Here is a 12591-nt window from a genome sequence, read left to right on the forward strand (position 1 = left end):
GCCCTACCCCGTCAACCTGACATGAAAATGCGCCGCCTTGCCCGCCGCCCCGGCAATGTCTTGCACCTCAATCTCGGCCGGGTCGCCAAAGTGGGCAACGCAGGCTTCGATCATGCCATGGCAAAACGGCACCAGCGGGCGGTCGGACCGATAGGTCATCACCAGAGAGCGCGGGTTTCTCCACTCGGTGTCAAAGGTCGGCAATTCGGCGTCGGGATAGAGTTTGCGCACCTCGACATGAACCTCATTCTCAATCGCATCGAGCATCACCAAAGCATTGCGCTTGTCCTTGAAAAAATTCGGATAAGTCTTGACGAAACGGCCATGCACCCAGCGGCCAAACTGGCGCTGAAGCGCCGGTACGGGGATGTCGGTGCGATCGCTGATCGCCGCCACGATGCGCATCAATTCCGAACAGGGGTAATTGCCAACCGCGCTATACGCCCCGTCGCCCTCAAGGTGCAGCGCATCAAGGATCTCATCGACAGCCGCCTCGCCAATTTCATTCTCAGCCATGCTCAAAAGCTCGGTAAACACCATGCCCTTCATCCGCAAACTCCTTAGCTGCGCCCCAGTTTAGCGCAAATTGGTAAACCAGCGCTTAAACACCGCAGGCCGTGGCGCTTGCAGCAAAACCGCAAAACCGGTAAGGAAAAGTTACCAATTTCAACAAAAAGAGTCGCCCATGCCCGTCATCACCAATATTGACGACCTCAAACGTCTCTATAAGGCGCGTGCGCCAAAGATGTTTTACGACTATTGCGAATCCGGAAGCTGGACCGAACAGACCTTCCGCGAGAACACCTCGGATTTCGATAAAATCCGCCTTCGCCAACGGGTTGCGGTGGATATGTCCAACCGCAGCACCGCCACGCAGATGATCGGCGAAGACGTGGCGATGCCCGTCGCCCTGGCCCCCGTGGGCATGACCGGGATGCAGCACGCCGACGGCGAAATCCTGGCTGCCAAGGCGGCCGAGAAATTCGGCGTGCCCTTCACCCTGTCGACCATGTCGATCTGCTCGATCGAGGATGTGGCCGAGAACACCACCAAACCGTTCTGGTTTCAGCTCTACACCATGAAAGACGAGGATTACGTTCGCCGTTTGGTCGAGCGTGCCCGCGCGGCCAAGTGCTCGGCTTTGGTGATCACACTCGATCTGCAAATCCTCGGGCAGCGGCACAAAGACCTGAAAAACGGCCTGTCCGCCCCGCCCAAGATGACCCCCGCCGTGATCGCCGATTTGGCGACCCGCTGGCGCTGGGGCCTTGGCATGCTGGGCACAAAGCGGCGGGAGTTCCGCAATATTGTCGGCCACGTCAGCAATATCTCCGACCCGGCTTCGCTGATGGCCTGGACGCATGAAAACTTTGACCTGACGCTTGATTGGAACAAGATCGCCAAGCTCAAGGAAATGTGGGGCGGCAAGGTGATCCTTAAGGGTATTCTTGATGCCGAGGACGCCAAAATGGCGCTTAAAGTCGGGGCCGATGCTATCATCGTTTCCAACCACGGTGGGCGTCAGCTGGACGGCGCTTTGTCGTCGATCCGGGTGCTGCCCGAGATCATGGATGCGGTCGGTGACGAGATCGAAGTGCATCTTGATAGCGGCATTCGCTCGGGTCAGGACGTGCTCAAGGCTGTCGCGATGGGGGCCAAGGGCACCTATATCGGGCGCGCCTTTATCTATGGGCTCGGCGCGATGGGCGAGGCCGGTGTGACGCGGGCGCTTGAGGTGATCCACAAAGAGTTGGACGTGTCGATGGCGCTGTGTGGCAAGCGCGATATCAAAGATGTCGACCGGGATGTTCTGTTGGTGCCAGAGGAGTTTGGCGGCCGCTGGAAGGGCGCGGCACAGGCTTAAGTTCGGGCCTTAACACGGTCATGGCGGGGGCATGGCGGGGGCATGGCGGGGGCATGGCGGGGGCAAACCACACCCTTAGGTGAGAAACCTCACAGTAAACTCTCCTTTTGGGTGTATCCTGACGGCTCCTGTCCCGGATCCTGAAGGTGCCCGCCATGTCGCTACCCCGCCTCGCCCCGCTTGCCCTCACCGCCTGTCTGGCCACGCAACTGGCCGTGCCTTTGGCCGCGCAAACCGTCTATGTCGACCAAGGCAAGGACTGGACGCAAAGCCTGCGCGACCAGTTCTATACCCAGGATCAAGGCTCGCGGATCATGCCGCTGACCTGGATGCGGGCGTTGACGCAACCCGACGGCGACGCCTTTCTTGAAGACGCATTGGGGCGCTATGGCTACCTGCCCCTGCCCGATCAGGGCGAGGCGGATCTGCCCGTCGGTTTCACCACCAACGGCAGCGGCGCGGATATGGCGGTGGGCATGACATGCGCCGCCTGCCACACCCGCCAGATCAATGTGAACGGCACGCGCTATCGGCTCGACGGCGGGCCGGGGATCGTGGACTTTCAGAGCTTTCTCAAAGATCTGGACGACGCTGTGCTGTCGGTTCTGACCAGTGACGCCGAGTTCAACACCTTTGCGACCAAGGTGCTCGGGACCGATACGCCCGCTACCAAGGTTCAGGCGCTCAAGGCCGAGGTTGTGATCTGGTCGAACCGGTTCCACACCCTGATCGACCGGTCGCTGCCCGACCCGGCCTGGGGGCCATCGCGGCTTGATGCGGTGTCGATGATCTTTAACCGGCTCGCGGGCCTCGATCTTGGCCCCGAAGCCGACGATTACATCATTGCCGACAACATCGCCGTGGCCGATGCCCCGGCCCGCTATCCCTTTCTGTGGAATGCCGCGCGGCAGGATTATACCCAATGGCCGGGGTTCTCGATGAACGGCAATTCATTCTTTGGGCTGACCCGCAATCTGGGCGAAGTGTATGGCGTGTTTGGCGAATTCTACCCCACCAAGACCGATGGCGTGATTTCCGGCCACGATTACCTGACCCGCAATTCCGCCAATTGGGAGGGTTTGAAATCGCTCGAAGACTGGATCTGGGACATTGGCGCGCCGAAATGGCCTTGGACGTTGAACCAGTCGCTGGCCGATCAAGGCGAAGGGATCTTTAATCTCGCCACTGCGGACGGCGGCTGTGTCGACTGTCACGGCATCACCACCGGCGAATTCCGCTCGCTGACCCACCGCACATGGGCCACGCCGATACTGGATGCGGGCACCGACACCCGCGAATGTCAGGTCCTGACGCGGACGGTGCAAACCGGGGTGCTGGCCACCGCGATCAACCCGACCAGCTTTTCCGAACTGGGCGCAGAGGCCACCGCCTTTGATGTGCTGGGCACCAGCGTGGTCTGGGCCATCGCCCAACATGTGGCCGACAGCCTGCTTGGCGGCAAGATTGAGGAAGACGTGAGCCGCGCACTCCAGTCCGCCGAAACCTCGGACGACAAGGAAATCCTCAAGCTTCTGGGCAATATCGAAGGCGCCTTCCCGATGACCGGCAGCGACAATGCCGCGCGGGCGATGGACACCGCTGCCCCGGCCTGCAAATACGAAAGCCGGGTGCTTGAGGGCATCTGGGCCGCCGCGCCCTACCTTCACAATGGATCGGTGCCGACGCTGACGGACCTGTTGAAAGCGCCCGCAGATCGGCCCAAAAGCTTTGTCCCCGGCCCGAATTACGACATCGATGCCGTGGGCATGGCAGTGGCGCAGACCAAATTCGACCACGTGATCGAAACCACGGGCTGTGACGATCTCAACTCCGGCAATTCAAACTGCGGCCACACCTATGGCACCGATCTCGACGCCGCTCAAAAGACCGCGCTGCTGGAATATCTGAAATCGCTGTAAGTCCTGCCGCGTCTGTGCCCGCCTTTACCGGTCGGTGAACACGGGCACATGCGCGCCGGCATCGGCGGGCAAATCGCCGGTCAGGCGCGGATCGGGTGCGATCTCGATCTGTTGCCGGATCGGCACAAACCCGGCACGGCGGTAAAAGCCCAACGCCTGCGGGCTGTCGAGCGTGCAGGTGTGGACGTGGAAACGGGTGATATCACGGGCAAAGGCGCGCTCGGTGGCAAAGGTCATCAAGGCGCGCCCAACGCCCGTGCCGATCAGCTGTGAGGTCAGCCCGAAATAGGCCAGTTCACATTCGCCGTCCGTGGCGAAGTCCAGTTCCAACAGCCCCTCGGCCCGGCCCGCAACCTCCACCGCAAACACCTCGGTGCCGGGATGGCTCAGCGTGGCGTGCAAATCGTCCGGGGCCAAGCGCAACCGCGAAAACCACAGCCAGTCCTGCCCGCCAACCCGCACAAACAGATCGCGATACCACGCGGGATCGGGGGCCTCGACCCGGCGGATCTTGATCCCCTCGGGCAGCTTTACCGCCGACAGATCGGGGCGCGCGCGCATCTCTAGATGTGTGACGACCGCCGCCACTTTGCCCTTCGGCACGTCGTGAAATCCATCAGCCAGCATGGGCTCTCCTTTGCCGCCCCGCCAAAAGTGGCGCGCACAGACGTTGCGATCAACTGCATGATCCCCCCGGTCAATTACACCGTCTAGAACGGCGGCTACAGGCGCGCGCGTGGCGCACAAAGTGGCCCAGATACTGACACGCCTCTTAGCGCGGGACATCCTGCTTAATTCATGCCAAATCCGTGCCACGCAGCGCGCCCGGTGGCAATCGGCAAAACGCCGGGCGGCGCGGGCGACAAAAGCCTTTCAAATCTGGCGAATCCGGTCTATAGCGCGCCTTCACGCGGGGATACAGCCTTGGAGGATTCCCGCCTTATATTTAGGAGAATACAACATGGCTGCAGAGATCCCAGATCTTCACGCTTTGGAACGGACGGGGACAGGCAAGGGCGCCGCTCGTCAGGCACGCCGCGACGGCATGGTTCCGGGCATCGTTTTTGGTGGCGATACTGATCCGCTTCCGATTCAGATCCCCTTCAACACGCTGTTCAAACAGCTGAAAGCAGGCCGCTTCAAGTCGACCCTGTTCAACCTCAAGGTTGACGGTCAGGATGACGTGCGCGTGATCTGCCGCGACGTGCAACGCGATGTGGTCAAAGACCTGCCGACGCACCTCGACCTGATGCGCCTGCGCCGCACCACCAAAATCAACCTGTTCATTCACGTTGATTTCACCAACGAAGAGGCCTCCCCCGGTCTCAAAAAAGGTGGTGTTTTGACGGTTGTGCGCCCTGAGGTGGAACTGGTTGTGACCGCCGGCGATATCCCTGAGAGCATCACGGTTGATCTGTCGGGCCTCGACATTGGCGACATCGTTCACATCTCTGATGTGACCCTGCCCGCCGGTGCCAAGCCGACCACCGAACGCGACTTCGTGATCTGCAACGTTTCGGCACCTTCTGGTCTGAAATCTGCTGGCGAAGACGAAGACGACGCCGATGCGGACGACGTACCAGCAACCGAGCAATCGGCAGACTGAGGTCAGTCCATCGTTTGATTGGAAAGCCCCGAGCCGCGCGCTCGGGGCTTTTTGCGTTGTAGCGCCCCCCCGATTGCAGGCAAAAGGGGCAGGAGCAAAGGAGCGGACGAGATGCAGATTTTCGTGGGATTGGGAAATCCCGGCGGGCAATACGCGGGAAACCGGCACAATATCGGCTTTATGGCACTGGACCGGATCGCCGATGATCATGGATTTGGGCCGTGGAAGGCCAAGTTTCTGGGGCAGATCGCCGAGGGGCGTTTAGGCCGCGAGAAAGTGCTGCTGCTCAAGCCCGAAACCTTTATGAACCGCTCTGGCCAATCGGTCGGCGAGGCGATGCGGTTTTACAAGCTCGACGCTGGCGACATCACCGTGTTTCACGACGAGCTTGATCTGGCGCCGGGCAAATGCCGGGTCAAAACCGGCGGCGGCCATGCGGGCCACAACGGTTTGCGCTCGATCCATGACCATATCGGTGCGGCCTATCATCGGGTGCGGCTGGGCATCGGGCATCCGGGGCACAAGGACCGGGTGTCGGGCTATGTGCTGCACGATTTTGCCAAAGCGGATGGCGACTGGCTTGAGCCGCTGCTGACCGGTATTGGCAATGGCGCGCCGCATCTGGCCGACGGCGATGCGCCGAAGTTTCTCAATGCCGTGGCGCTGCAAGTGGCGCCGCCGCGCAGTTCCAAATCGCCAGATGGCAAGGGCGCGGAAAACCCCAAGGCGCGTGCAAAGGCACAGGCACAGGGACAGGGACAGCCGCAGCCGGCTCAAAAGCCCGCCGCCCCCCCCGTGCCAAAGGAGGCGCAAAAAGCCGCGCCAGAGGACAGCCGGTCAGCGATGCAGAAACTTGTCGACAAGTTTCGCTAGGCCCGCGCAACAAGCCCGACCGACCACACACCGAAAGGACAGTCGATGAAAAAAGACCCTTCCGTCAACGTATTGGGCGACGATCTCCAGCCCTGCTCGACCGAACCGATGACCGGGTATTTCCGCGACGGCCATTGCAACACCTGCCTTGAGGATCGCGGCAGCCACACGGTCTGTGCGGTGATGACCGCCGAATTCCTCGCGTTTTCCAAGTATGTCGGCAACGATCTGTCGACCCCGCGCCCCGAGTTCGGCTTTGCCGGATTGCGGCCCGGCGACCACTGGTGCCTTTGCGCCGGGCGCTTTCTGCAAGCGCATGACGAAGGCTGTGCGCCCAAGGTGAACCTTGCCGCCACCCACAGCCGCGCGCTTGAGATTGTCTCGCTTGAGGTGCTGCGCGATCACGCCCACCTAAACTGACCCAACGGCGCGCACGTCACGCAAAAGGGCGGGGTTATCCCCCGCCCTTTGCAGTTTCGGCTGTTACTCTGCCCATTCCCATGGCCGGGTAAAGGCACCCAGAACGTGGCTGACATCCTCTTCGCGGGCCACGCCAGACTTGGCGATACGCGCCACCAATCCACGCTTTTTATCGTCGATCACCTCGGCCACATGGGCGTTCACCCCTCGTTCGGCCAGCGCGGCGTTATAGACCCGCGTGATCGCCTGCTTGCGCAGCTCAGGCTTGAACACCTTGCCCACCGCCGTCTTGGGCAGCTCATCCAGAATGGTCATATGCTTGGGGTGTGCGGCGCGCTCATGCACATGGGTCTTGCAATGCTCCATCAGCTCGGCCTCGGTCACCGAGGCCCCGGCCACCAGCTCAACAAAGGCGCAAGGCAGCTCGCCGGAATGCGCGTCAGGCTGGCCAATCGCCCCGGCAAATCCAACCGCCGGATGCGACAGCAGCGCCTCTTCAATCTCGGCCGGATCGATATTGTGGCCGCCGCGAATGATAAGGTCCTTGGCGCGTCCGGTAATCCAGAGATAGCCATCCTCATCAATCCGCCCCAGATCGCCGGTGCGCAGATAGCGGTCTTCGTGGAACAGATCGTGGTTCTTGTCTTCCTCGGTGTAGGTCGAGCCGGCATAGACGCCGGGGTTGGCCACACAAATCTCGCCAATCTCGTTCATCGGGCATTCTTCGGGGCCATTGCCCACCCGCTTGATAATCTTGACGTGGCTGTAGGGCAATGGAATGCCCACCGAGCCAACCTTTTTCTCGCCCTCGGTCGGGTTCACCGACACCAGACAGGTCGCTTCGGTCAAGCCATAGCCTTCGATGATCTCCACCCCGCAGGAGGATTCAAACCGCTTGAACAGCTCCATCGGCATCGGGGCCGAGCCGGAAAACGCGGTTTTGACCGAGGAAATATCGGCATCCACCGGGCGCTGCATCAGCGCCGAAACGGCAGTGGGCACGGTGATGATAAAGGTGATCTGCCAGCGTTCGATCAGCTTCCAGAAGTTGTCAAACACGCCCTCGCCGCGATAGCCCTGCGGCGTGGGAAAGACCACATGCGCGCCCGAACTGACTGCCGCCATCAGGATCACATGCACGGCAAAGACGTGGAACATCGGCAGTGGGCACATGATGTTCGAGGTCTCATCAAACAGCAGCCGATTGCCCAGCCAACCGTTGTAAATCATGCCGGAATAAAGGTGCTGTGCGACCTTGGGCATGCCCGTGGTGCCGCCGGTGTGGAAATAGGCGCCAACGCGGTCTTTCTGAATGTCCTCGAACGCCAGCGTCGTCTTTTGACGTGCCATTTCGGTGACGAAATTCTTGACGGTGGCGTTGTGGCTTACCGGGTTCTTGGGCCGGATCAACGGCACGATCCAGCTTTTGGGCGGCGTCAGATAGGCGTTGAGATCGATCTCAAGCACGGTGGTCACGCCGGGCGCATCCACCACCGCCTCGGCCACTTTTTGCGCCACGTCGGTCTTGGGAAAGGCTTTCAGCGTCACCACAACCTTGGCCTTGGTTTCACGCAGGATCGCCGAGATCTGTTCGGGCTCGAGCAGCGGGTTGATCGGATTGACGATCCCCGCAACCATGCCGCCAAACAGCGCATAGGAGGTCTCAAGGCAGTTGGGCAGGACAAACGCAACGACATCATCTTCCTTGATGCCGAGGCTGCGAAACAGGTTGGCCGCCTGACAGACCTTGGCGTGCAACTCTGACCATGTGATCGTCTGCGCCGGGTCCTTGGCCCCGGACATCAACTGATAGCTGATCGCAGGCCGGTTGGGGAAACGGGTCTTTACCCGGTCCAGAAACCCGTAGATCGTAACCGGCAAGTCCCGGTTTTCCCACGGCATTTCGTTTTCGATGGCGTCGCGGTCCGCGAGCGATGCAAATCCCATATCTTTCTCTCCCTGGCCCGTCTCAGCAGGCTTGTCCCTGGCACCACGATGCGAGGGATCAGTATCGCACGCAAGTGTGACGCATGGTAGGCACCCCCGCGACGTTACGTAGAATACACCCGAAATCGCCGCCTGCCCCTTGAAATTTGCCCTTTGCGCCCGAGACTCAAAGGGACAGGGCCGCGCATCGGCCAGGAGGGCACTGCCATGGTTAAGTTTGTCATCGGACTGACAACGGACGGCACATCAGACACGGCGCGTGATCGGATCACCGATTTCCTGTCCCGCTACGGGGTGGAGCCGACAACCTCGGGTCTGGTCACTCTGTCCTTTACCGCCAGCGCGGAGGCCTTTGACGAGGTGTTCCAAAGCGCGACGCAGGACCAGCCCCTGCCCCGCACGGCTGACGCGGTTGGGGCCAGCGGCCCCGAGACAGAGCCGCCAATCTCGATCCCAGACGAAATCGCGCCGTTTGTCGATTACGTCTCGGTTGCCCCCACAGCCCGGCACTTTCGCGGCAGTGTTTGACTGAAATCCCGTTTGGATGCACAATCATTGCGTGTATTTAGCACGCTTTAATTGATTCTTTTTAGTGCATCTATTTATTAACGGGAGAAACCGCGATGTCGGAGTCCGTCGAAAAATCATTCACCCGTCGCAAGGCATCTGACACGGTGCGCGTGGCGATCACTTTGCCGGGCAAGGAAATCGCCCAAGGGCCTGTGGCCTTTTCCGGCGCAATTTCCACCACCACGCTGGCGCAGATGCGCCCCGATCAAAACCATGTCGAGGACACCAAGGCCAAGCTGGCGCGCATGGGGTTTGAGATCACCGGCACCGGTGAATTCTCGATCAACGCCCGCTGCACCCGCAAGCAATACGAAGAGATCTTTGGCACCCAGCTCGAACGTAAGAAGCTGCCGTTTTCCGAGGGCGAAAAGCGGCAGGCCAATGCGTTTTATTTCCCCGGTGACGGGGCCGACTGGAACCCGCGCGAAGACCTCTCCTCGATGATCGACGACGCCTATATCCAGTGGCCCCACATCTACATGAACTCGCGGTTTCCCGGTCCGACTTCGGCGCTGCCGCCGGATGTGAGCTATCATCATCTGCGGGTGCCCGGCGATGTCACCATGCTGCTGAACGCCGACACCGCGCACCGGGGCGGCATCACCGGCAAAGGCGTGCGGGTGGCGATGATCGACAGCGGCTTTGCCCAGAGCCACGCCTATTTCAAGGAACGCGGCTACCTGACGAAATCGGTGCTCGCCCCCGGTGCGACGGATGTCGAGATGGACGGCAACGGCCACGGCACGGCGGAATCCGCCAATCTTTTGGCGATGGCGCCGGATGTGGAATTCACCGGCATCAAGCTTGATAACGAGAATTTCCCCGCCGAAGGTGCGACCATCCTTGAGGGGCTGCAAACCGCGATGCTGCACAATCCGCAGGTGATCTCGATCAGCCTTGGCTTTGACCTGACACAGCCGGGGTCGCGCAACCATCTTGACCGCTTGCCCAATTCGCTGCGCGCGATGGAGGCCGAGATCAAGGCAATCACCCAAGGCGGCACCATCGTGGTGTTTTCGGCGGGCAACGGCCATGTCGCCTTTCCCGGCATGATGCCCGAGGTGATCTCGGCGGGCGGGGTGTATGTGGCGCAGAACGGTGCGATGCAGGCCTCGGATTACGCCAGCGCCTTTACCTCGCGGATCTATCCGGGGCGGCATGTGCCCGATGCCAGCGGGCTGGTGGGGATGGCGGCCAATGGGGCCAATTACATCATGCTGCCGGTGCAGCCCGAGTGTGAGACCGACCGGCAAAACGCCGACGGCACCGGCCGCGCCGATGGCTGGGCGGTGATCAGCGGCACCTCGGCCGCCGCGCCGCAACTGGCCGGGGCCATCGCGCTTCTGTTGCAGAAAAATCCGGGGTTAAGCGCGGAGGACATCAAGCAGGTGTTTAACAAGACATCGCGCGATGTGGTTGATGGCCATGCCAGCCCGGCCAGCAATCAATCGGATGGCGGCGTGCCGGCCAGCGCGGGCAAGGATGGGGCGACCGGCGCGGGGCTGATCGATATTTCCGCCGCGCTGGCCGAGGTTTAGGAGGCTACTCCGCCGCGATCCCGTCGGTGAACTGCATCCGTGCAAGACGGGCATACAGCCCGTCTTGCGCCACCAATTCATCATGCGGACCCACGGCAACAATGCGCCCCTGGTCCATCACCACGATGCGGTCGGCCTTTTTCACCGTCGCAAGGCGGTGCGCCACAATGATCGTTGTGCGATCGCGTGACAGCGCATCGACCGCACTTTGCACCGCGCGTTCGCTTTCGGCATCAAGCGCGCTTGTCGCCTCGTCCAACAGCAGCACCGGCGCGTCGCGCAGGATGGCGCGGGCAATCGCCACGCGCTGTTTCTGACCACCCGAGAGCATCACGCCGCGTTCGCCCAAGCCGCTGTCATAGCCCTCTGGCAGCGCGCTGATAAAGTCATGCGCGGCGGCGGCGCGGGCGGCGGCTTCGATCTCGGCGTCACTGGCCTCGGGTCGGCCAAAGCGGATGTTTTCGCGCGCCGTGGCGGCAAAGATCACCGGGTCTTGTGGCACCAGCGCAATCGCGCGGCGAAATGCATCGCGGCGCATCCCGGCAATGTCGACGCCGTCCAAGGTGATCCGCCCCGAAGCCGGATCATAGAACCGCAGCAGCATCTGGATGATCGTGGTCTTGCCCGCCCCAGACGGACCGACAAGCGCCACAGTTTCCCCCGGCGCGATAGTCAGTGAAACGTGGTCAAGCGCCGAGACATTCGGGCGCTGCGGATAGGTAAAGGTGACGTCCTCAAAGGCAATCGCCCCGGTGACATTGGCCGGCAGCGGCAGCGGCGTATCGGGGTCGTTCACCGCATCCTCGGCGTGCAGCAGTTCGACCAGCCGTTCGGTGGCCCCGGCGGCGCGTTGCAGCTCGCCAAAAATCTCGGACAGGGCGGCAACAGAACCCGCCACCATCACCGAATAGATCACAAATTGCACAAGGCTCCCGGCGCTCATGCCGCCTGCCCGCACATCGCGCGCGCCAATCCACAGCACACCGACCACGCCAGTGAACACGAGGAAAATCACGATGGCCGTCATCAGCGCCCGCGTGGTGATCCGCCGCTTGGCGGCATCCAGCGATTTGTCGGTGATGTCGGAAAAGGCGCGGCGCGTCAGGATTTCGTGGGTAAAGGCCTGCACGGTTTGCACGGCTGTCAGGCTCTCAGAGGCGCTGCCCGACGAGGCCGCGATCCAATCCTGATTTTCGCGCGACAGCACCCGCAGCCGGCGCCCCAGCGTCAGGATCGGCACCACCACGGCAGGCACCAGCAAAAGCACCAGCCCGGTCAGCTTGGGCGAGGTTAAAAGCATCAGCCCCATGCCGCCGATAAAGATCAACACGTTGCGCAGCGCGATGGAAATCGACGAGCCGATCACTGACAGGATCAGCGTGGTGTCGGTGGTGATCCGGCTGACCACCTCGCCGGTCATGATGTTCTCGTAAAACGCGGGCGACAGGCCCATCACCCGGTCAAACACCGCCTTGCGAATGTCGGTCACGACCTGTTCGCCCAGCCGCGTGACAAGCGCATAGCGCAGCGCCGTGCCCACCGCCAAAAGCGCGGCAATCCCCAGCGCGGCACTGAAATAGAGATCAAGCAAAGCGCCGTCTTCCGCGCCGAAATTATCCACCACCCGGCGCACGGCCAAGGGCAAAGTCAGCGAAATGCCCGCCGTCAGCACCAGCGCCAAAATTGAAGCCAGAACAAGCAGCCGATAGGGTTGCAAAAACGGCCACAATGCGCCCAGCGCGCCGATCCGTTTTGATTTGTCCCGCTCTTCTTGCGGCTGACCCATTCCTCGCGGCATATGCCTCTCCTACACGTCTGTGTGCGGGGTGTACGGAATGCGGCCCAAAGGGGCAA

Annotated in this window: 11 protein-coding genes; 7 read left to right on the forward strand and 4 right to left on the reverse strand. The window is 61.5% G+C overall.

Translation table 11 applies throughout. The features are described 5' to 3' along the window. Positions 1–3: 3 nt before the first annotated feature. Positions 4–549, reverse strand: a complete 546-nt coding sequence (locus ACW9UO_RS06380; protein ID WP_457088131.1) for a heme NO-binding domain-containing protein — start codon at positions 547–549, stop codon at positions 4–6. Positions 550–685: 136 nt separating this feature from the next. On the opposite strand from ACW9UO_RS06380, the gene ACW9UO_RS06385 reads away from it, so the two are divergent. Both ACW9UO_RS06385 and ACW9UO_RS06390 read left to right on the forward strand, forming a co-directional pair. Further along, positions 686–1864: an alpha-hydroxy acid oxidase gene (locus tag ACW9UO_RS06385; protein ID WP_457088132.1), complete on the forward strand. Its 1179-nt coding sequence runs from the start codon at positions 686–688 to the stop codon at positions 1862–1864. 155 nt (positions 1865–2019) lie between these two features. Continuing rightward, positions 2020–3783: a di-heme-cytochrome C peroxidase gene (locus ACW9UO_RS06390; protein WP_457088133.1), complete on the forward strand. Its 1764-nt coding sequence runs from the start codon at positions 2020–2022 to the stop codon at positions 3781–3783. Positions 3784–3807: 24 nt separating this feature from the next. Here the strand turns inward: ACW9UO_RS06390 and ACW9UO_RS06395 are convergent, their stop codons facing one another. Further along, positions 3808–4410, reverse strand: coding sequence for a GNAT family N-acetyltransferase (locus tag ACW9UO_RS06395; protein ID WP_457088134.1), 603 nt, complete (start codon positions 4408–4410; stop codon positions 3808–3810). Positions 4411–4744: 334 nt separating this feature from the next. Here ACW9UO_RS06395 and ACW9UO_RS06400 point away from each other — a divergent pair, with 334 nt between their 5' ends. The 3 genes from ACW9UO_RS06400 (at position 4745) to ACW9UO_RS06410 (ending at position 6682) form a co-directional block, all read left to right on the forward strand. Beyond that, the gene (locus ACW9UO_RS06400; RefSeq protein ID WP_457088135.1) at positions 4745–5389 is read left to right on the forward strand and encodes a 50S ribosomal protein L25/general stress protein Ctc; all 645 of its coding nucleotides are present in this window, start codon (positions 4745–4747) and stop codon (positions 5387–5389) included. A gap of 111 nt (positions 5390–5500) precedes the next feature. Further along, entirely contained in the window at positions 5501–6262 is a 762-nt protein-coding gene (gene pth / locus ACW9UO_RS06405) for an aminoacyl-tRNA hydrolase (RefSeq protein WP_457088136.1), read from the forward strand. A gap of 45 nt (positions 6263–6307) precedes the next feature. Continuing rightward, positions 6308–6682, forward strand: a complete 375-nt coding sequence (locus ACW9UO_RS06410; RefSeq protein ID WP_457088137.1) for a DUF2237 family protein — start codon at positions 6308–6310, stop codon at positions 6680–6682. Positions 6683–6745: 63 nt separating this feature from the next. On the opposite strand, the gene ACW9UO_RS06415 is transcribed toward ACW9UO_RS06410, so the two are convergent. After that, on the reverse strand, positions 6746–8629 hold the full coding sequence (locus ACW9UO_RS06415; protein ID WP_457088138.1) for an acyl-CoA synthetase: 1884 nt from the start codon (positions 8627–8629) through the stop codon (positions 6746–6748). Positions 8630–8836: 207 nt separating this feature from the next. Here ACW9UO_RS06415 and ACW9UO_RS06420 point away from each other — a divergent pair, with 207 nt between their 5' ends. Next, a complete protein-coding gene (locus ACW9UO_RS06420) occupies positions 8837–9157 on the forward strand; it encodes a hypothetical protein (protein ID WP_457088139.1) in 321 nt (106 codons plus the stop codon). A 95-nt stretch (positions 9158–9252) separates the two neighbouring features. Beyond that, positions 9253–10737 (forward strand): S8 family serine peptidase, encoded by a 1485-nt coding sequence (locus ACW9UO_RS06425; protein WP_457088140.1) that lies wholly within the window; start codon positions 9253–9255, stop codon positions 10735–10737. Between the two features lie 4 nt (positions 10738–10741). On the opposite strand, the gene ACW9UO_RS06430 is transcribed toward ACW9UO_RS06425, so the two are convergent. Then, the gene (locus ACW9UO_RS06430) at positions 10742–12535 is read right to left on the reverse strand and encodes an ABC transporter transmembrane domain-containing protein (RefSeq protein WP_457088141.1); all 1794 of its coding nucleotides are present in this window, start codon (positions 12533–12535) and stop codon (positions 10742–10744) included. Positions 12536–12591: the final 56 nt, after the last annotated feature.

It is taken from the genome of Marinovum sedimenti, from assembly GCF_054052205.1.